Here is a 17,166-nt window from a genome sequence, read left to right as displayed (position 1 = left end):
CCCATTAAGCATCGCTGCATCGTGCGGTTTAACCGCCGACGGGCCTACAATACCTGTCATTATTATTTTGCAAAGCACTAAATTCACTGGTTAATGTGACGTCATGAAAAACACCGCCACTCGCGATAAGTTAATTGAAACCGGTGCCGAGCTGATTGCCCAGCAGGGCTACAATGCGACGGGTATTAATGCCGTCTTAAAAACCTGTGGTGTGCCTAAAGGATCGTTTTACCACTACTTTTCCAGCAAAGAAGATTTTGGGCTAGCGGTGATCGAGCGCTTTGCCAGTCAGTATGATGAACGCTTGGTAACACTGTTTGAAGACGTTTCGTTGCCGCCGCTAGAGCGCATACGGCGTTACTTCGCCACAGGGCGTGAGCATATGTTGGACTGCGACCACACCACTGGCTGCTTGATTGGTAACCTGGGTCAGGAGCTTTCGGGGCAGAGTGACACCTTCCGTGATGCACTTAACTTGGTGTTCCAGCGCTGGGAGAAGCGTTTAGCCGTCTGCCTGAAAGAAGCGCAAAATCAGAATGATATCGATAAGGCGATGGTTCCAGAAGCCCTGGCTAGTTTTATATTGTCGGGCTGGGAAGGCGCTATATTGCGCGCTAAAACGCTTAAGTCAGTCGCTCCTATGGAGCACTTTGAGTCGATTTTATTTGCCCATGTGCTGGCGCCATCAGCGTCCTGCGAAGCAAGCCGCTAGTGACGCGCGCGAAAATGGTGCTCTCCGCTAGCCACATCATTGCACACGGCTGCCAGCAGCGAATCATCTAGCGACGGGTCGTCCAGTGACAGCAGGCCGCACTGAGCCAACGCAGAGCGCAAACTTATCTGTTCATCTAAGCGCTGGTAGACCACTCGCACACAACAGGGCATACGCTCACTGTTATCAGCCACCCCCATTTTCAATCCGGTTAAGCGTGTGACTTGGCTTTGGTAGCTGGGAAACAGAATAGTTTGGGTGATTTCATGGCCATTGAGGGTCTCGTGGTCAACCAAAAATAGTCGGTCTGCAAGCTTAACGGCAGTTCCTACGTACCGGTTATGACAGGGCCGCTTTCCCAGAGCGACTTGCATACGCTCGGTGCGCTGGTACACCACACCTCCTTCTCTGGCTTCTAGGCACACCAACGTGCGCATCAAATGCCCTGGGCGCGACATTGAGTGGTAAAGCTCGAAGTAGCGACCTAGATAACGCTCCATACCTTCGCTACCCCGCTGAATCAACGCATTAGGCCAGGGGAGTGTGTTCGGTGAGCTATCTGCGTTGAGCTGTCCGGTTTGCACCAGCGCACGGAAGTCGTGGTGAGGCAGCGCGATATCTTCTGGCGTTACCCCAAAAAAGTGGCAAATACGCTGCAGCGCGGCGTGGCTTGGGTAATAGCGACCGCTGAGGTAGCGGTTGAATTGAGCGCGGTTAATGGATAAGCGGCGGCAAACGTCCGCAATAGACGGATAGTAGCTGCATAGCAGGCGTAAATTGGCCACAAAATCATCATGCATGGGAGCGGTTTCAGCGTTCTCAGTCGGCGACGGTGCGGCTAATGTGACGCTTCGCTCTTCATAGTGCAATAGCCACGTAACACGTCAATCAGGTCTGATTTTAATTAGAATCTTGCGAGGCCAGATGATGGACACCCGCAGTGCCGGTGTGGCGCCTTTTCATTGTTTGGAACCGCCACCGGCAGACTGTCGTGCCAGCGCAATGCGCTCACAGGTATTCCTACCCAGTTCATACGCCATCTTTATCAGTAATCGCTACTCGCAGTATAGGTAGGTGTGCAAAATCGGCATTGGTGTTTTGCAAGGAGTCGTTTGACGTGATATCCCGCTTAAACGACCGACTGACCCAGCATTCGGATGGCGATCAGTTGAAAATCGGTCTCAGGAATCTCCCTTAGTCCAAATCTGAAAGCCGCTCCCCAGTGCCGTTTATTGCTGATGAACTCGAGGTCGTCGATCAGTGGTCGGATTGGCACCTCTCGGCAAGGGCTGGAAATCGACATCGCGCCGATGGGGCACAAAGCCGTTTCCCATGTTATGTCGGTAGACATTGGTGCCTTTCAATCGGCCGATCGCGGTCAATGCTTGGCAGGGCTCACGGGCGTTAAAGTGAACCTTTGGTGAATACATCACCATCCAGTCTCCCGCGTTCATACGGCTGATCGGTCCTTTCTTTCCGTGACAGGCCTGAACAAAGCCGCCGTGCTCTCCTGTTTTTGCGTGGTCGCGCGAGGCGACTACGATCCAGTAGCGTGTTGTCATGTGATCACCCGGGCGTACCGTGCAGCGTCAATCGGTAGCCAAACGGGTCCACAAAACTGAAGGTTCGTCCAAATGGGCCATTAAAGGGGGGCTCAACAATCTCCAAACCGTAATCCCGTAGACGCTCGTGCAGACTGTCTGCCTGTTCGCACCCCAACCAAAGCGCTACGCCCCATCCCAGCCGAGGGCTGTCTGCTAGATTGATGTTGGGAGTACGAAGTGCAAAAGGGATGGGGAGGGTCTGGAATACCACTGCGTGCTCCGGCCCCTGGTCTGTGGGAATCAATCCTAGCTGTTCTGTGTAAAACTGTTTCGCTGCCTCCAGATTTTCGACCTGCAGGGCAATAAATTGTGGGCCGGTGACATGTGGCATTGGCTTTAAACTCCTGGTTATGCAAATATAAGGAAGCTGATACGATATCAGGTTCCTTATATTATGCAATCCCAGGAGTAGGCACTGTGGTCGAACACCGCATCGGTTACCTCATCAAGGGTGTGCAACAAGCTATCCGTCATCGCATGGACAACGAGTTGCGCCATCTCAATTTGTCGACGTCCCAATATGCGGCGCTAAGTGCATTGGAGCGGTCCGATCAAATGTCCAATGCCGAGATGGCCCGTGCCTGCTTCGTCACGCCCCAGACAATGCAGCAGTTGGTCAAAGGCCTTGAGTGCGAGGAATGGATAGAGCGATGTTCCCACCCTGAACACGGTCGTATTATTCAGACCCGACTGACAGCATCGGGCCGGGCCGTCCTCGACCAAGCTCACTGTCTGGTCGAGGCTATTGAAGAGATCATGATAGAAGGGTTATCCCAACCTGCACGAGAACGTCTGGCGGCCGATCTGAAACTATGCCTGAACAACCTAATTCAATAGGAGCCGAGTCGTTGGCTTCGCAAGTGTATGAGATACCATAAAGACACCCCGGCGAAAGCTTAAATATGAAGCTTCGCTCGGCCTTAACAATGGCTCTTAAAACCGTCTAGACAGTGCTGATAATCAGCGCTGCATTGACGCCACCGAAACCGAATCCGTTGCACAATACATGCTTAGTAACGTGCTTCTGATGAGTCGCCGTGACGAAGGTTAAATCCTGCATATCATCATCGCAGTGCTCAAGATTGATGGTGGGGGGAAGCTGCTGATTACTGACTGCCAATACAGAAAAAATACTCTCAATGCCCCCTGCTGCGCCTAATAGGTGCCCTGTGGCGGCTTTCGTTGCCGAAATAGGGATGTCAAGCAAGCGCTCACCGAATACATTACGCAATGAGGCGATTTCAGCTCGGTCGCCAACGGGCGTCGAGGTGGCGTGGGCATTGATATGATCAATAGCATCAGTAGAAAGGTTCGCCATGCCTAGCGCCGCTTGAATCGCGGCTGCAGCGCCGGCCCCATCCTTTGGGCCTGCCGTCAGGTGGTAGGCATCCGCGCTGGTGCCGTAGCCGCTAATGATCGCTAACGGCGTTGCGCCCCGCGCGACCGCATGCTCAAGTGTTTCGATCACCATAACGCCAGCGCCTTCTCCCATCACAAAACCGTTACGGGCTTTATCAAAGGGCCTGGACGCGCGTTCAGGGTTGTCTGCTTCCGTGGAAACGGCCTTTAGGGCGTTAAAACTGGCAAGTGACAGCGGGTCAATACACGCCTCGGCGCCGCCGACGAGGGCAACATCAGCTTCGCCGTTGCGTATTATGCGCATACCGTCGCCAATCGCCTGTAGGCCTGCTGCGCAAGCCGTCACTGGGCAGCCGAGAGGGCCTTGAAAGCCATAACGAATGGACAGGTTACCAGCAGCCAAATTGGCCAGAAAGGCGGGTACCGTGAAGGGGGAGAGTTTGCGATAGCCGCGCTCAGCAAGGGTTTTTTGAGCTTGTGTAATGGTCGGGAAGCCGCCAATGCCAGAGCCAATAATGGTGGCTGTTCTGCGTTTTTGGGCCTGCTCAACGGGGAACCAGTTGGCCTGCGATAGCGCCTCTTTGGCTGCCGCCAATGCGTAGAGGCTGAACAAGTCCATTTTGCGCTGCTCTTTGGGGTCGGCTATCTCATTCAGATCAATACCGCCGGTGGGGTCTTGGTCAATACTCGGCACCACTCCGGCAATTTTGATCGGGATATGACTTGTGTCAAAGCGGTCAATGGTGCTGATGCCAGACTGGCCGTTAATCAGCCGCTGCCAAGTCGTATTGACGCTGTTGCCTAGCGGGCTGACCATACCCATGCCGGTAATCACGATAGGTGAGTGCATAGCGACTCCTGAGTTATTGATAGGGTTACCCTAGCAATGGGCAGTATATGATCAAGATAATATTTAGCTGACGAGGTAGGTATGCCTTATCCCAAGAGCCATAAATCGAAAACCAAAGAGCGCATTTTGGCTTCGGCGACGGAGCTATTCAGCCGCTATGGGTTTCAAAAGGTCTCGATTGGCCAGATCATGAAGCTAGCCAAGATGACGCATGGCGCCTTTTATGCACATTTCGCTTCAAAAGAGGCCCTATACAATGAGTCTGTCCGCCTGACCATTGATAACAGCCGGGCGGCTAGACTGGTAAAAGGCCCGCTTTCGTTGCAGCACTTAACCGAGTTAGTCGCTAACTACTGCAATCTCCAAGAGCTGGAAGCTAAGCATAGGCCGGGGCCTGAAGCGGTACTGTTCAATGAAATAGGTAGTGAAAAAGCAGAAATTCGCACCCTGTTTGAAGCGTCATATATGAGTATGAAAAAGATGCTTGAAACGCGCTTGATCGCATTGAGTAAGCTGAAACAACTTCCTTTTGCCAATGACCGCAAAGCGATTGCTGATAAGTCCCGGGTCATATTGGCCTCTCTGGTAGGGGCCGTCGCGATTGCCAAAAGTTTGCCGGGGGAGGTGGAACGAAAGCAGGTGTTGTTAGCCACACAACGCCAGATTTTACTGATGCTCGGGGTCAGCGAAGCTGAGGCGGAGCGTATGATGCAAGCACAGTAGTTCGGCCATCTACTGAAGAGAGTCTCGATGTGTTGTTGAAGCGTTACCGCTCTTACGCGACGTTGAATGAGTGATTCGGGAGACTGCCCAAGACGAAGCGGGTAAAAAACTGGATAATGGCCGCCATCAGCCTATGGCCCCAAGACCTTCAGCACATTTATCTATCCGGATGCCCGCTCATGGAAATCAAAGTTAACTATCTCGACAACCTCCGCTTAGAGGCCAAGTTCGACGATTTTACGGTTATCTCCGACCAGCCGATTCGCTATAAGGGCGACGGCTCGGCACCTGGGCCGTTTGACTACTTCCTGGCGTCGTCTGCCATGTGTGCGGCCTACTTTGTAAAGGTTTACTGCAACGCCCGCGATATTCCTACCGAAAATATTCGCCTGTCACAGAACAACATCGTCGACCCGGAAGACCGCTATAAGCAGATCTTCAAAATCCAGGTCGAGTTGCCGGAAGATATTTCTGAAAAAGATCGCCAGGGCATTCTGCGCTCCATCGATCGCTGCACGGTTAAGAAGGTGGTTCAAACCGGTCCTGATTTCCAGATCGAGACGGTAGAAAACATCGACGAGGACGCCCAGGCACTGCTGATGGGAGCGCCGGAGGGCAGTGCTACTTATATTCCAGGCAAAGACCTGCCATTAGAACAAACCATCGCCAATATGAGCGCGATGCTGGCTGACCTGGGCATGAAGATCGAGATCGCCTCCTGGCGCAATATCGTGCCCCACGTTTGGTCACTGCATATTCGTGATGCGGCTTCACCGATGTGTTTCACTAATGGCAAAGGGGCTACCAAAGAGAGTGCCCTGTGTTCGGCGCTGGGCGAGTTTATTGAGCGCTTAAGCTGTAACTTCTTCTATAACGATCAGTACTTTGGTGAAGAGATTGCCAACAGTGATTTTGTTCACTACCCCAATGAAAAGTGGTTCAAACCGGGGCCGAACGATGAACTTCCCGCAGAAATTCTCGACGACCATTGTCGCGATATTTATAACCCTGAAGGTGAGCTGTGTGGCTCACATCTGATCGATACCAACTCGGGACGTGAAGACCGCGGTATCGTCTCGTTGCCCTTTGTGCGTCAGTCCGACGGCGAAACGGTCTACTTCCCCTCCAATCTGATCGAAAACCTGTTCCTCAGTAACGGTATGAGCGCGGGCAATACCCTGGTAGAAGCCCAGGTGCAGTGCCTGTCGGAAATTTTCGAGCGGGCGGTGAAGCGTGAAATCCTCGAGCAGGAGTTAGCTCTGCCGGATGTACCGCAGGACGTGCTAGCCAAGTATCCAAGTATCGTAGAAGGCATTAACGCCCTGGAAGCCCAAGGGTTCCCGGTGTTGGTCAAAGATGCCTCTATGGGCGGGCAGTTCCCGGTGATGTGCGTCACCTTAATGAACCCGCGTACCGGCGGCGTATTTGCTTCATTTGGCGCGCACCCGAGCTTTGAAGTGGCGCTGGAGCGCAGCCTAACTGAGCTTCTGCAGGGACGCAGCTTCGAAGGGTTAAACGATCTGCCGCTGCCGACGTTTAACTCGCAAACCGTTTCTGAACCCAACAACTTCGTTGAGCACTTTATCGACTCGGTGGGCGTCGTTTCCTGGCGTTTCTTTAGTGCCAAGCCCGATTTTGAATTCAGCGAATGGGATTTCTCTGGCAGCAATGAGGAAGAGGCCGCGACGCTGTTTGGCATTTTTGAGGAGCTGGGCGCTGAAGTGTACATGGCGGTCCACGAAGACCTGGGCGCACCAGTCTGTCGCATTCTAGTGCCGGGTTACTCAGAGGTGTATCCCATTGAAGACTTAATCTGGGATAACACCAATAAAGCGTTGGACTACCGGGAAGATATTCTCAATCTGCACCGCTTGGATGACGCCCAGCTTACCGATCTGGTTGAGCGGCTGGAAGAGAGCCAGATGGATGACCACGCCGATATCATCACGCTGATCGGTATCGAGTTTGATGAGAACACTGTGTGGGGGCAGCTAACGATTCTAGAGCTCAAGCTGCTGGTTTACCTCGCGCTGCAACGCCATGAAGAGGCACTGGACTGCGTGCAGATGTTCCTGCAGTACAACGATAATACCGTTGAGCGCGGTCTGTTTTATCAGGCGGTAAATGCGGTGCTGGAAATTGTGTTGGATGATGAACTGGAGCTTGAAGATTATCTGCATAACTTCCAGCGCATGTTCGGCGAAGCGACCATGGCGGCTGTCGTGGGGTCGGTAAGTGGCGAAGTACGCTTCCACGGCCTAACGCCGACTAACATGCAGTTAGAAGGCCTGGAGCGCCACCAGCGCTTGATCGAAAGCTATAAGAAGCTTCATGCGGCACGGGCGGCGAAAGCGGGCATTTAAGCATTCTCCAAACGCGCTGCTAGTTAACTGTTTTGCTGGTGTTACGGCGCCAGCAGAGCAGATCGCCATTTTGCCCGAACAAAAGGTCTAATCAGCAGAGTGGAACCAAGATTGGCGGCTGAGGAATTCGATTAACTCGTGGCGAAACAGCTTGGCCCTTGCTGAAAGGCTACGCCGATAGGGCCACACCAAGAAGATCTCTCGGTGGCGTCCCTGCCACTCAGGAAGTACTTGTATTAACTCTCCCGCTTGTAAGCTGTTCGCCACCATACTGGCGGGCATCAACGAGACGCCTGCTCCCGACGTTGTGAGGTTCAGCACAATATTCATATCGTTACTGATGTGGAAATGGCTCTTGTGACAAGCGTGCTGACTACCGTCTTGATGGAACAACAGCCAATCGCTAAACATTTTTGCTGCCACGCTGGGGCATGCTTGTAGCTCTTCTATCGTGCTGGGAATAGGGTGTTTCATCGTCGGTGATGCCACCAAAATCGGTTCTATATAGCCCAGGTGTTTTTGGATCAGCGTCGAATCTTTTTGTGGTCCAGAGCGAAGCGCAATATCCGCTTGGTGGTCGCGAATATCAACCACGTTGTTATCGAGTTCGATCGTCAGCGCAATCTCAGGGTAGCGATCAATAAAGTGACGCCAAAATGCATCCAGTGGCCCGCTGCCCAGGTTGACAGGTGCCATAACCTTCAATGGCCCGCTTAGGCTATACAGTGTTTGATCCAGGTCTGAAATTCGCTGATCCAGTGCGAGCACTAGCTCTTCACACTCGCGGAAGTAGGACTCGCCCTGAGGCGTCAACGTTAACCCCTTGGTTGAGCGATGGAGCAACTCTACGCCTAGTGTGGCTTCCAGTGCGCTTATGCGCCGCGACACGGTGGCAATGGTCATCTTCAACGTTGCCGCCGTAGCCGTGAGGCTGCGTTGGTAGGCGGCCACGATAAAGATATTCAGGTCATCAAGAGAGGGTTTTCGCATTTTGCAATTCTGTAAAATTGATTCTCATATATTGGCATATATTACCGTTATAGGTGTTTGTTAATCTGTCTGCACTCAAACATCACCCTTAGGTACTGCCATGAAACACAGAATTATCTTCGCTATTCTCATGTCGTTTACGCTATCGCTGATTATGTCTGCCTGGGTAACGTACGTGAATATCGGAACTCATGCTGATTTTGTTGGCATCTGGATGCACGCTTGGCTCCTTGCTTGGCCAGCTGCTGGGATCATTGCGTTTATCTGCGGCCCCTTTATTCATAAATTAGCCCACCGCATTGCCGAGAAAGTCTGACGGCTTGCCTGATGCACTCTGGTGCACCCGCTGATGCAGTGAGTGCACACAACTGCATCGCTGCGCCAAATTTAATTCTTCCCCATGCTTGGTAAAACGTTCTCCGCGGCGCGGTTTTAAGAAGCGCGAAATAAAACGACGCGAATTCCAACATAACGCTAATACAAGAACGCGGAGAAAATCACATGCTTGATATGCTCAATGAGCTCCTCTGGGGAAAGGTTCTGCTAGTGCTGCTAGTAGGCGTTGGCATCGGTTTTACCGTTGCTTCCCGCTTTGTGCAGTTTCGTTATTTCGGCCAAATGTTTCGCATCCTGGGGTCGGGGCAGGCCTTTAAGCGTAATAAACACGGCCACTTAAGTTCGTTTCAGGCACTTGTCCTATCAGTGGCAGGTCGCGTAGGTGGCGGTAATATTGCTGGCGTAGCGGTCGCGATTACGCTAGGTGGCCCAGGGGCTATTTTCTGGATGTGGCTGGTGGGCCTGATGGGTATGGCGACTAGCTTTTTAGAATGTACCCTCGCGCAGACCTACAAAGAAGCGGAAGGCGATGGCACTTATCGCGGTGGTCCGGCGTACTATATTGTTAAAGGGTTAGGTAAACAGTGGCGTTGGCTGGCAGCGTTTTACTCGGTGCTATTGCTGTTAACCTTTGGTTTTGCCTTTACCGCACTGCAATCTTATGCGGTAGCGACCTCGTTTGGCGACGCTTTCGGTGTGCCGGTGCTTTACAGTGGCATTGCCCTGGCCATGCTGGTAGGGCTGATTATTTTTGGTGGCATCAAACGTATTGCGCGCATCTCAGAGTTTCTGGTGCCTTTTATGGCGGTCAGCTATATCGCCATTGCGCTGCTGGTCATCGCCATGAACATTGGTGAAATTCCCGGCGTTATCACGCTAATCGTAAAAAGTGCTTTTGGCCTTGAACCGCTGATTGGTGGCGGTATTGGTGCGGCCATTATGATGGGTTTGAAGCGTGGTCTGTTTTCTAACGAAGCGGGTCTGGGCAGTGCGCCTAATGTGGCAGCGGTTGCTTACGTACCGCACCCGGCCAACCAAGGCATTGTGCAGGCGTTTTCGGTGTTTATCGATACCGTGATTATCTGCTCGGCCACGGCGTTTTTGATTCTGCTCAGCGGTGTGTACGACCCGACAGTCGGCGCTGGCGTTGAAGGTATCGCCCTGACCCAGGCGGCGCTAGCCGACCATGTAGGCGAATGGGGTCGCACCTTTGTTAGCCTCGCGCTGCTGCTGTTTGCGTTCAGTACTATTTTGTACAACTACTACCTAGGCGAGAACAGCCTCAACTTCTTTAGCCGCGATAACCAGAATCTGTTTAACGCTTTCCGTGTCGCCATTGTGTTGCTGGTGTGCTGGGGCGCGACCACAGATCTTGGCACTGTATTCGGCTTTGCCGATGTCACCATGGGGCTATTGGCAGTGGTCAACCTCGTGGCGCTGATTCTGTTGTTCAAGTGCGGCCTGCGCATCCTTAACGATTACGATAGCCAGCGCCGCCAGGGCATCAAACAGCCGATCTTCGATGCCAATCAGCACCCGGATCTTGAGCTAGACCCCAAAGCGTGGGAACTGGAGCCTGAAGAGGCCGAAGCGCTAAAGCAGCGCCTGGCAAGTGCGCCTGCTAAGTAAGCCCTCACATGCACTAACGCTATTCGATTAGGAGAGACTATGTCCCGCGTACTCGTGCTCTACACCGGCGGTACCATCGGTATGCAACCATCGCCACATGGGTATGTGCCTTGCGCGGGGCTGGCCGATCGTTTAACCGCACACTTGGCGCTGGCTGCCGGCAGGCTGCCATCGTTTGATGTGCTAGAAATGCAACCGCTGATTGATAGCGCTGAGCTAATGCCCGACGCCTGGAACCGTTTAGTGGCACAGTTAGAAAGCCACTGGCAAGCATACGATGGGTTTGTGGTGCTACACGGTACCGACACCATGGCGTATAGTGCCGCTGCGTTGTCGTTTATGCTCGGCGCGCTCAACAAGCCGGTGATCTTCACCGGCGCTCAAATTCCTTTGGGGGAGCCCCGTAGCGATGCACTGAATAATCTCGTCAGTGCACTGCAACTGGTGGCTCACTCCGCGACACCTTGTGAAGTGAGTCTGGTCTTTCACGATCGACTTCTGCGCGGTAATCGCGCGCGCAAGGTACGCACTCAGGGCTTAGATGCCTTTGACTCTCCCAATTTTCCCTGGCTTGCCGAGCTTGGCATTGCCATATCTTACCCTCAGTCCTCTGCGTTGCTGAGTGGACGGCCTGACTTTGCCCCCATTGAGGTAGATGATGAGACGGTTGCGATATTGCCACTCTATCCTGGTATGTCGCTGCGCCGCGCTAAGGCGCTGCTGGCCGATGAACGCTTAAAAGGCTTGATTCTGCATAGCTACGGCGTCGGTAACCCGCCCAGTTTTGAAGGCGAGCTGTTAACGGCGTTAACGGCTGCAAATGAACGAGGGGTCGCACTGCTTAACGTGACTCAGTGCGCCCAAGGGGAAGTCGTACAGGGTGCCTACGCCACCGGCGCGGCGCTGAACCAAGCCGGTGTGATTGCGGGAGGTGATATCACCCTAGAAGCCGCCGTTGCAAAGCTCACGGTGCTGTTAGGTCGTGGGATGAGCGGCCCTGCACTGCGCAGGGCACTTAGCGGCTCACTACGAGGCGAGTGCAGCTAACATCTTACCCTCTAGTGCTTTTTAACCTTCCAAATTCGCCACGTTAAGATCGCGATAATAAGCGCACTCAGTGGCGCTATTACAGAGGCGGCAAGGTTGGGTTCGATATCGACACCTAGCGCTCTTAAGCTTTCCAGCCCCAGTTTCATTAAGCTGAAAATGTAGTAGCTGATGACGATGATCGAGAGACCTTCAACGGCCTTTTGGATTTTTAGCTGGCTGCTCGCGCGGGCATCTAAGCTCTGCAAAATTTTGTAGTTTTGCCTCTCGATTTCAACCTGGGTGCGGGTACGCAACAAGTCGTTTAAGCGTGTGGCGCTGGTGGCCAGCGTTTCTACGCGGCGATTCATGGCATCGCAGTAACGCACGGCAGGCTCAAAACGCCGCAAAATAAACATGCCAAGCCGAGGATAATTACCGATACGCTCCTCGCGCAGCTCATTGATGCGTGCCAACACGATGCTGGCATAGGCATCGGTCGCGCTAAAGCGTTGGCGTGTTTGTACACCGCAGCGTTCGAGTTTTGCCGAGAGCAGTGTTAAGGCGTTGAGCAACGGTTCGGCAGGCGAGGTGTGCTGTTCGGCGTGTTGATGAGAGAGCGCAGACAGTTCCGTTTCATAGTGTTGTAGCTCACTGCTGAGTGCTTTGGCTTCCGGTAGCGCCAGCATCGCCATTATGCGGTAAGTCTCAATATCAAATAAGCGTCTCGCCATCCTGCCCAGTCGATAGCTATCCAGATTATCGTTAACCATTAGCAATCGGTTTCTTTGCTGATCATCCAGGTTGAAGTCGCTCCAAACCGTGGCATCTCCGCCGCCTACCTTTGAGCCCGCTGGCTGATCTAATCCATAGGCCTCCACGCTACCTGCCCATCGATTGGCCGTTTCCACGCGCAAGACGCTGGCACTGATTATTTTATCGGCAAAATCCGCAAGTAAACGGGCTAAAAAAGTAGGTGGTGTTGGCCATATGCGAGGGTTGCTGTTGTTGTCGTGCTTAATGGTCAGCGTAAAAAACTCGGTGTGTCGCTCCCACTTTATCAGGCAGCCCTGACAACTGACTATTTGTTGCACCTGATCGGGAGTGACAGTGACTTCTGTCAGCTCTGCTAGGCGATTAAGCAACCTAGTAACGTCATCGCCTTCAAGCGTAAAAGCATAGTGATGAAGACAAGCAGGCCCCTCAAAATAGATGGGAGGCCGCGCGTGAAGCTCGTTATGTAATGCCGTGTGTTGAGCATGCATGAAGCAAATTACCTGATCTATTGTTGTTACAAGTGTTGTTAAGAGCGTTGTGGCGAATGTTGTTACGAATAGCCAGCTTGATGGCTAACCTAGTTGCCAAGCGGCGTTAGCCAAAGAACCAGTAGCAGACGGCAATGGCAGTGATGATGCCCGCGGCGTCGGCGATGAGCGCGCAGCCCAGGCCATGGCGAATACGGGTAACGCCGACCGCGCCAAAATAGACCGCTAGCACGTAGAAGGTCGTTTCGGTGCTGCCTTGCAGGGTAGCGGCTAGCAGGCCAGGAAAGCTGTCGACACCAAAGGTGTTCATCGTCTCGATCATCATGGCCCGCGAGCCGCTACCAGAAAGGGGCTTTACAAAGGCGGTAGGCAGCGCATCGACAAAGCGAGTGTCCCAGCCAACCCCTTCCACTAACCAACGGATGCCACTTAGTCCTGCGTCCAGAACGCCGCTGGCACGCAGTACGCCAACCGCCACCAGCATGGCAATAAGATACGGCAGCAGGGTGACGGTAAAGCTGACACCTTCTTTTGCCCCTTCAATAAAGGCGTCATACACCCTGACACCACGCAGTGCGCCAACCACTAAAAACATCATGACAATAGTGAATAACGTTAGGTTACCCACCAGTGTTGAAGCAGCCGCCAATGCTTGGGCCGACATGCCCGCCAGCGTGGTAATTAATAACCCCAAGGCAAGCGCTGCAGCGACCAAATAAGCCAGCACCACGGGTTGCCAAAGTTTTAAGCGCTGTACGAGTGCAACCGCGAGTAGCCCTGCCAGGCTGGAGGCGCTGGTAGCCAGCAGAATCGGCAGAAAGACCAGGGTGGGCTCAGCCGCGCCTTGCTGAGCACGATAAATGAAGATCGTGACAGGTAGCAGCGTCAGTGATGATGTGTTGAGCACTAAAAACAGAATTTGTGCGTTGCTGGCGGTATCGCGGCTCGGGTTGAGACTCTGCAGCGATTGCATGGCTTTAATGCCAATCGGTGTGGCAGCGTTATCTAAGCCTAGAATGTTAGCCGCAAAGTTCATGCTAATTAGCCCCATGGCAGGGTGGCCCTGGGGCACTTCTGGCATTAGGCGGGAAAACAGTGGGTCAAGCACGCGGCCTAGTAAGCGAATCATGCCGGCCTTTTCGGCAATCGAAAGAAAGCCCAGCCAAAGCGTCATCGTGCCTAGTAGCACTAAAATAATATCCACGCTGACGCTTGCCATATCGAACAGCGACTGCACTAAGCGAGCAAAAACCTCGCTATCGCCACCGACTAACCACTGCCACAACGAGGCTGCAAACGCAGCAATGAAAAAGCTTAACCAAATTCCGTTTAGCATGGTGGGCAGGCATCCTGGGCAGTGAGGCAGTTGTATTTTTATAACGCTGCTTATCCTACCCAATGATTACCTGCAATCGCTAACCCGAAAGCGAAAGAAAAAACAGAATCAGTGGTGGAGAGAGTAGTGACAGGATAAATCCGCTGACCACGGCAATAGGGACACAGGCCACGCCGCCGTGCTGCTGGATCACCGGCAGGGTGAAGTCCATGGAGGTAGCGCCGCCATAGCCAATGGCTAGCGCGGCGTGGCGGTGGATAACGAGCGGAATCAGAATAAAGGCCAGCAGTTCGCGCGTAAGGTCGTTGAAAAACGCCACGCCGCCCATTAACGGGCCAAGTTGGTCGCCAATCAAAATAGCCGAAAGCGAATACCAGCCAAAGCCAGATGCCATGGCTAAGCCTTCATTCCAACTAAGCGAGAGAAGCGGGGCGGCTAACAAGCCAGCCAGCAGCGAGCTCAGCGCAAGGGTAACCGCGATGGCAAGCCCCAGGCGATTCAGCAAAATTTGTTTAAGTGGCATGCCGGAATTGCGTAGCTGGCAGCCAATCAGCATCAATAGTACGTACAGCACCCACTCTGCCAGCCAGTCGGCGGTGGTAAACAGCGTTTCCCCAATCATCGGGCCAATTAGCAAACCAAATGCCACGCCAGCGGCCACCACACCTACCAACATGAGTGAACCCTGCATAGCCGCCAGTTTGCTAGTAGGGGCGTTCTTCACCACTGGTGAATTACCGGCTTTCAACGCCACTTGGCGTGATAGCCACCACAGTGCACCCAAGTTGAGCACGGTAGTAATGCTAAACAGCAGCAGCGCGTTACCGCCTAACCTTGAAAGCTGGCTGCCCAGGTTTTCAAGGCCCGCAAGACTTACCCCCATCAATAATAGAATCAAATAAACCGAGCCATTAACGGCTCGGTTGATGAGGTTTAGCAAGCGGGTAGAGCGAACGCGTACTAAGTAGCCTAACAAGAGAGGCAATAAAACAATCAGTAATCCAGAAAGCATTTAAGGTGCGTTTCCCCCTGCGGGGTTGAATTGAGTCATGGTGAGATACGTCTGACGACGCCCCTCTTTTCGATATTCTGCCGAGAGGATTAGTCCTGGCCAATCTGGGTGGAAGCTAATGTGTAGGTATCGGTCGGGCTTTTCTTTATCAATCAGCGTGACGCGCGTGGCTTCGAACTCACCGGCGGGAACGGTAATGGTGTTGGGCTCGTTGATATTCTGTTGATCGACATAGTACTGGAAGTGTTCGTCACGTCCGCGGTGATCAACAAACTCGATATCACAGGGAGTGCTTACCATGCAGCCTTCATGACCTGCTCGTCGGGAAAGGTCGAATAGAGCGGCCTGACGATCAAGCGAGCTAATATCACTTTCGTTGAGCTGGTAACTGTCGCCGACACCCAGTAGCGAATAACTGCTGTTATAGAGCAAAGAGCGAGTCGAGGTATCGTCTATCGAAAAGCGGCTACGCTCCTCACCTCGGGCAATCGCGACAGCAAAATTCATATTGCTTAGCCAGTGGAGCCCCTCATTGCTGAGCGTATGGGTAATGGTTGCGCCGGGCCAGCCGCGTATTTCTAAACGGTATTGGGCCTGGAAGGGGTGTGGGGCCTGCAGAGTTTGCTCACCTTGTGGAGTATCTGCTGTTGCTAAGCCGCACAGGGAAAACAGGCAAGCGCCCAACATTGCGCTCGCAGACTTAGGGTGTCTGATGCCTCTTGTAACATAACGCAAAGGCCCTTCCTCCTTCTCGAGTGTTTTCCTAAGAGCCTTTAGCTAGCGCTTGGTTCCCCGTGCAGTATAGCGTGCGTATGGCTAAGCGTCAGTAGCCTGCTGCTGGACTAATCGTTGCTAACGATTCACCCGCTTCAAATGCCTTAATATACGCAATGACTTGATCAATGGCGTCATTGAGTGGTGTAGGTGCTGCCATATGAGGCGTTACTACCACGTTTGGATGCTGCCAAAGGGGGTGGTTGGTTGGAAGAGGCTCTTCACAGAAAACGTCTAGCAGGGCACCACGCAGATGTCCTGGCTTATTCGTTTCACCGAGCGCATCGAGTAACGCCTGTTCATCGATTAGGCTGCCGCGACCGGGGTTAATAACACTGGCACCTTCGGGTAATTTTGCTAGCCGTTCTGCGTTAAGAATACCTTCCGTAGCCGCGGTATCTGGCAAAATAGTGACTAAGCTCTGCACTTGGCCAAGCAGTTCATCAAGCCCTTCATCGCCATGCAGGCAGCATACGCCGCTAATCTGTTTAGCTGAGCGGCTCCAGCCAAGTACGGGGAACCCTGCTTGCGACAAGTGAGTGGCTACGTAACTGCCGATTGCGCCAAGGCCTAATACGCCAACTGGCCACTGTGTTTTTTCAGGCACGGCTTGGGGCTTCCAGGTAGCGCTCTGCTGTTGAGTGGCGTAGCTATCCATGCTGCGGTAGAAGTGCAGTACGCCATATAGCACGTAATCTGCCATGAGTTCGCCCATGCCAGCATCACGTAATTTCACGATAGGAACATCGCTTGGAAGGCCGGGTGTTTTCAGTAAGTAATCAACACCTGCTCCCAGGTTGATAATGCCTTTGAGCTGGTCTTGTTCCTGCAGTAAATGCTCTGGAGCTTTCCAAACGGCAAGGTAGTCAGCGTTTTTGCGTTCATCTTCAGGTGCGTCACTTGTCAATACAGTGGCCTGGGGCAACGCTTTTTCTAGAGCGGCTTGCCATTGGGCTGAATCATCAATATGGATGACTACTTTCATTTTTCCTCCTGACTACATGTTAACTATGGTTACGCTACCACGGCTTACCACAATTTTTGTCATAAAGGCTTTGACCGGCAACCAAGGGTCGGTGCTAGTATCGCCCTAAGACGACATTGGCAGGCCTACTGCGGGGGTGGCCAGGTCGATCCTGTGGCCCAGCGCGCCTAACTTACAATAGATAGCGCTGGTTCTTAGTGAT

Annotated in this window: 17 protein-coding genes; 7 read left to right on the top strand and 10 right to left on the bottom strand. The window is 53.0% G+C overall.

What is annotated here, in order from left to right; all coding sequences use genetic code 11:
• Positions 1–103 precede the first annotated feature (103 nt).
• Positions 104–712 carry a TetR/AcrR family transcriptional regulator gene (locus tag NDQ72_15815; GenBank protein WKD27503.1) on the top strand — a complete coding sequence of 203 codons (609 nt, stop codon included), beginning with the start codon at positions 104–106 and terminating at the stop codon, positions 710–712.
• Here the strand turns inward: NDQ72_15815 and NDQ72_15810 are convergent.
• The 3 genes from NDQ72_15810 to NDQ72_15800 all read right to left on the bottom strand — a co-directional run bounded on the left by NDQ72_15810 (position 709) and on the right by NDQ72_15800 (position 2,647).
• Positions 709–1,512, bottom strand: a complete 804-nt coding sequence (locus tag NDQ72_15810) for a helix-turn-helix domain-containing protein (protein ID WKD27502.1) — start codon at positions 1,510–1,512, stop codon at positions 709–711. The genes NDQ72_15815 and NDQ72_15810 overlap by 4 nt on opposite strands.
• A 429-nt stretch (positions 1,513–1,941) precedes the next feature.
• Positions 1,942–2,274 (bottom strand): EVE domain-containing protein, encoded by a 333-nt coding sequence (locus NDQ72_15805; protein WKD27501.1) that lies wholly within the window; start codon positions 2,272–2,274, stop codon positions 1,942–1,944.
• Between the two features lie 4 nt (positions 2,275–2,278).
• The gene (locus NDQ72_15800) at positions 2,279–2,647 is read right to left on the bottom strand and encodes a VOC family protein (protein ID WKD27500.1); all 369 of its coding nucleotides are present in this window, start codon (positions 2,645–2,647) and stop codon (positions 2,279–2,281) included.
• 86 nt (positions 2,648–2,733) lie between these two features.
• Here NDQ72_15800 and NDQ72_15795 point away from each other — a divergent pair, with 86 nt between their 5' ends.
• On the top strand, positions 2,734–3,153 hold the full coding sequence (locus tag NDQ72_15795) for a MarR family transcriptional regulator (GenBank protein ID WKD27499.1): 420 nt from the start codon (positions 2,734–2,736) through the stop codon (positions 3,151–3,153).
• Positions 3,154–3,259: 106 nt separating this feature from the next.
• Here the strand turns inward: NDQ72_15795 and fabF are convergent, their stop codons facing one another.
• Positions 3,260–4,525, bottom strand: coding sequence for a beta-ketoacyl-ACP synthase II (gene fabF / locus NDQ72_15790; protein ID WKD27498.1), 1,266 nt, complete (start codon positions 4,523–4,525; stop codon positions 3,260–3,262).
• A gap of 81 nt (positions 4,526–4,606) precedes the next feature.
• On the opposite strand from fabF, the gene NDQ72_15785 reads away from it, so the two are divergent.
• Together NDQ72_15785 and NDQ72_15780 are read left to right on the top strand one after the other, a co-directional pair.
• Entirely contained in the window at positions 4,607–5,248 is a 642-nt protein-coding gene (locus NDQ72_15785; GenBank protein ID WKD27497.1) for a TetR/AcrR family transcriptional regulator, read from the top strand.
• A 179-nt stretch (positions 5,249–5,427) separates the two neighbouring features.
• Positions 5,428–7,611, top strand: a complete 2,184-nt coding sequence (locus tag NDQ72_15780) for an OsmC domain/YcaO domain-containing protein (GenBank protein WKD27496.1) — start codon at positions 5,428–5,430, stop codon at positions 7,609–7,611.
• Between the two features lie 87 nt (positions 7,612–7,698).
• Here the strand turns inward: NDQ72_15780 and NDQ72_15775 are convergent, their stop codons facing one another.
• Entirely contained in the window at positions 7,699–8,601 is a 903-nt protein-coding gene (locus NDQ72_15775; GenBank protein ID WKD27495.1) for a LysR family transcriptional regulator, read from the bottom strand.
• Positions 8,602–8,701: 100 nt separating this feature from the next.
• Here NDQ72_15775 and NDQ72_15770 point away from each other — a divergent pair, with 100 nt between their 5' ends.
• The 3 genes from NDQ72_15770 to NDQ72_15760 all read left to right on the top strand — a co-directional run bounded on the left by NDQ72_15770 (position 8,702) and on the right by NDQ72_15760 (position 11,613).
• A complete protein-coding gene (locus NDQ72_15770) occupies positions 8,702–8,917 on the top strand; it encodes a DUF2798 domain-containing protein (GenBank protein ID WKD27494.1) in 216 nt (71 codons plus the stop codon).
• A gap of 185 nt (positions 8,918–9,102) precedes the next feature.
• On the top strand, positions 9,103–10,566 hold the full coding sequence (locus NDQ72_15765; GenBank protein WKD27493.1) for an alanine:cation symporter family protein: 1,464 nt from the start codon (positions 9,103–9,105) through the stop codon (positions 10,564–10,566).
• A 39-nt stretch (positions 10,567–10,605) separates the two neighbouring features.
• On the top strand, positions 10,606–11,613 hold the full coding sequence (locus tag NDQ72_15760; GenBank protein ID WKD27492.1) for an asparaginase domain-containing protein: 1,008 nt from the start codon (positions 10,606–10,608) through the stop codon (positions 11,611–11,613).
• An 11-nt stretch (positions 11,614–11,624) separates the two neighbouring features.
• Here the strand turns inward: NDQ72_15760 and NDQ72_15755 are convergent, their stop codons facing one another.
• The 5 genes from NDQ72_15755 to NDQ72_15735 form a co-directional block, all read right to left on the bottom strand.
• Positions 11,625–12,857: a DUF3422 domain-containing protein gene (locus NDQ72_15755; GenBank protein ID WKD27491.1), complete on the bottom strand. Its 1,233-nt coding sequence runs from the start codon at positions 12,855–12,857 to the stop codon at positions 11,625–11,627.
• A gap of 106 nt (positions 12,858–12,963) precedes the next feature.
• Positions 12,964–14,193, bottom strand: a complete 1,230-nt coding sequence (locus NDQ72_15750) for a spore maturation protein (protein ID WKD27490.1) — start codon at positions 14,191–14,193, stop codon at positions 12,964–12,966.
• 79 nt (positions 14,194–14,272) lie between these two features.
• Entirely contained in the window at positions 14,273–15,205 is a 933-nt protein-coding gene (locus NDQ72_15745) for a LysO family transporter (GenBank protein WKD27489.1), read from the bottom strand.
• Positions 15,206–15,892, bottom strand: coding sequence for a hypothetical protein (locus NDQ72_15740; protein ID WKD27488.1), 687 nt, complete (start codon positions 15,890–15,892; stop codon positions 15,206–15,208).
• Positions 15,893–16,028: 136 nt separating this feature from the next.
• The gene (locus tag NDQ72_15735) at positions 16,029–16,964 is read right to left on the bottom strand and encodes a glyoxylate/hydroxypyruvate reductase A (GenBank protein ID WKD27487.1); all 936 of its coding nucleotides are present in this window, start codon (positions 16,962–16,964) and stop codon (positions 16,029–16,031) included.
• Positions 16,965–17,166: the final 202 nt, after the last annotated feature.

It is taken from the genome of Halomonas sp. KG2 (genome assembly GCA_030440445.1).
GTDB lineage: Bacteria > Pseudomonadota > Gammaproteobacteria > Pseudomonadales > Halomonadaceae > Vreelandella.
The sequence above is the reverse complement of the archived record's forward strand: the minus strand, read 5'-3'. Positions and strand labels throughout refer to the sequence as shown.

Coding starts and splice junctions, on each gene's coding strand:
- NDQ72_15770 (WKD27494.1), top strand. CDS start 8,702: ATGAAACACAGAATTATCTTCGCTATTCTCATGTCGTTTACGCTATCG.
- NDQ72_15735 (WKD27487.1), bottom strand. CDS start 16,964: ATGAAAGTAGTCATCCATATTGATGATTCAGCCCAATGGCAAGCCGCT.
- NDQ72_15780 (WKD27496.1), top strand. CDS start 5,428: ATGGAAATCAAAGTTAACTATCTCGACAACCTCCGCTTAGAGGCCAAG.
- NDQ72_15760 (WKD27492.1), top strand. CDS start 10,606: ATGTCCCGCGTACTCGTGCTCTACACCGGCGGTACCATCGGTATGCAA.
- NDQ72_15805 (WKD27501.1), bottom strand. CDS start 2,274: ATGACAACACGCTACTGGATCGTAGTCGCCTCGCGCGACCACGCAAAA.
- NDQ72_15810 (WKD27502.1), bottom strand. CDS start 1,512: ATGCATGATGATTTTGTGGCCAATTTACGCCTGCTATGCAGCTACTAT.
- NDQ72_15745 (WKD27489.1), bottom strand. CDS start 15,205: ATGCTTTCTGGATTACTGATTGTTTTATTGCCTCTCTTGTTAGGCTAC.
- NDQ72_15755 (WKD27491.1), bottom strand. CDS start 12,857: ATGCATGCTCAACACACGGCATTACATAACGAGCTTCACGCGCGGCCT.
- fabF (WKD27498.1), bottom strand. CDS start 4,525: ATGCACTCACCTATCGTGATTACCGGCATGGGTATGGTCAGCCCGCTA.
- NDQ72_15785 (WKD27497.1), top strand. CDS start 4,607: ATGCCTTATCCCAAGAGCCATAAATCGAAAACCAAAGAGCGCATTTTG.
- NDQ72_15800 (WKD27500.1), bottom strand. CDS start 2,647: ATGCCACATGTCACCGGCCCACAATTTATTGCCCTGCAGGTCGAAAAT.
- NDQ72_15775 (WKD27495.1), bottom strand. CDS start 8,601: ATGCGAAAACCCTCTCTTGATGACCTGAATATCTTTATCGTGGCCGCC.
- NDQ72_15815 (WKD27503.1), top strand. CDS start 104: ATGAAAAACACCGCCACTCGCGATAAGTTAATTGAAACCGGTGCCGAG.
- NDQ72_15750 (WKD27490.1), bottom strand. CDS start 14,193: ATGCTAAACGGAATTTGGTTAAGCTTTTTCATTGCTGCGTTTGCAGCC.
- NDQ72_15740 (WKD27488.1), bottom strand. CDS start 15,892: ATGTTGGGCGCTTGCCTGTTTTCCCTGTGCGGCTTAGCAACAGCAGAT.
- NDQ72_15765 (WKD27493.1), top strand. CDS start 9,103: ATGCTTGATATGCTCAATGAGCTCCTCTGGGGAAAGGTTCTGCTAGTG.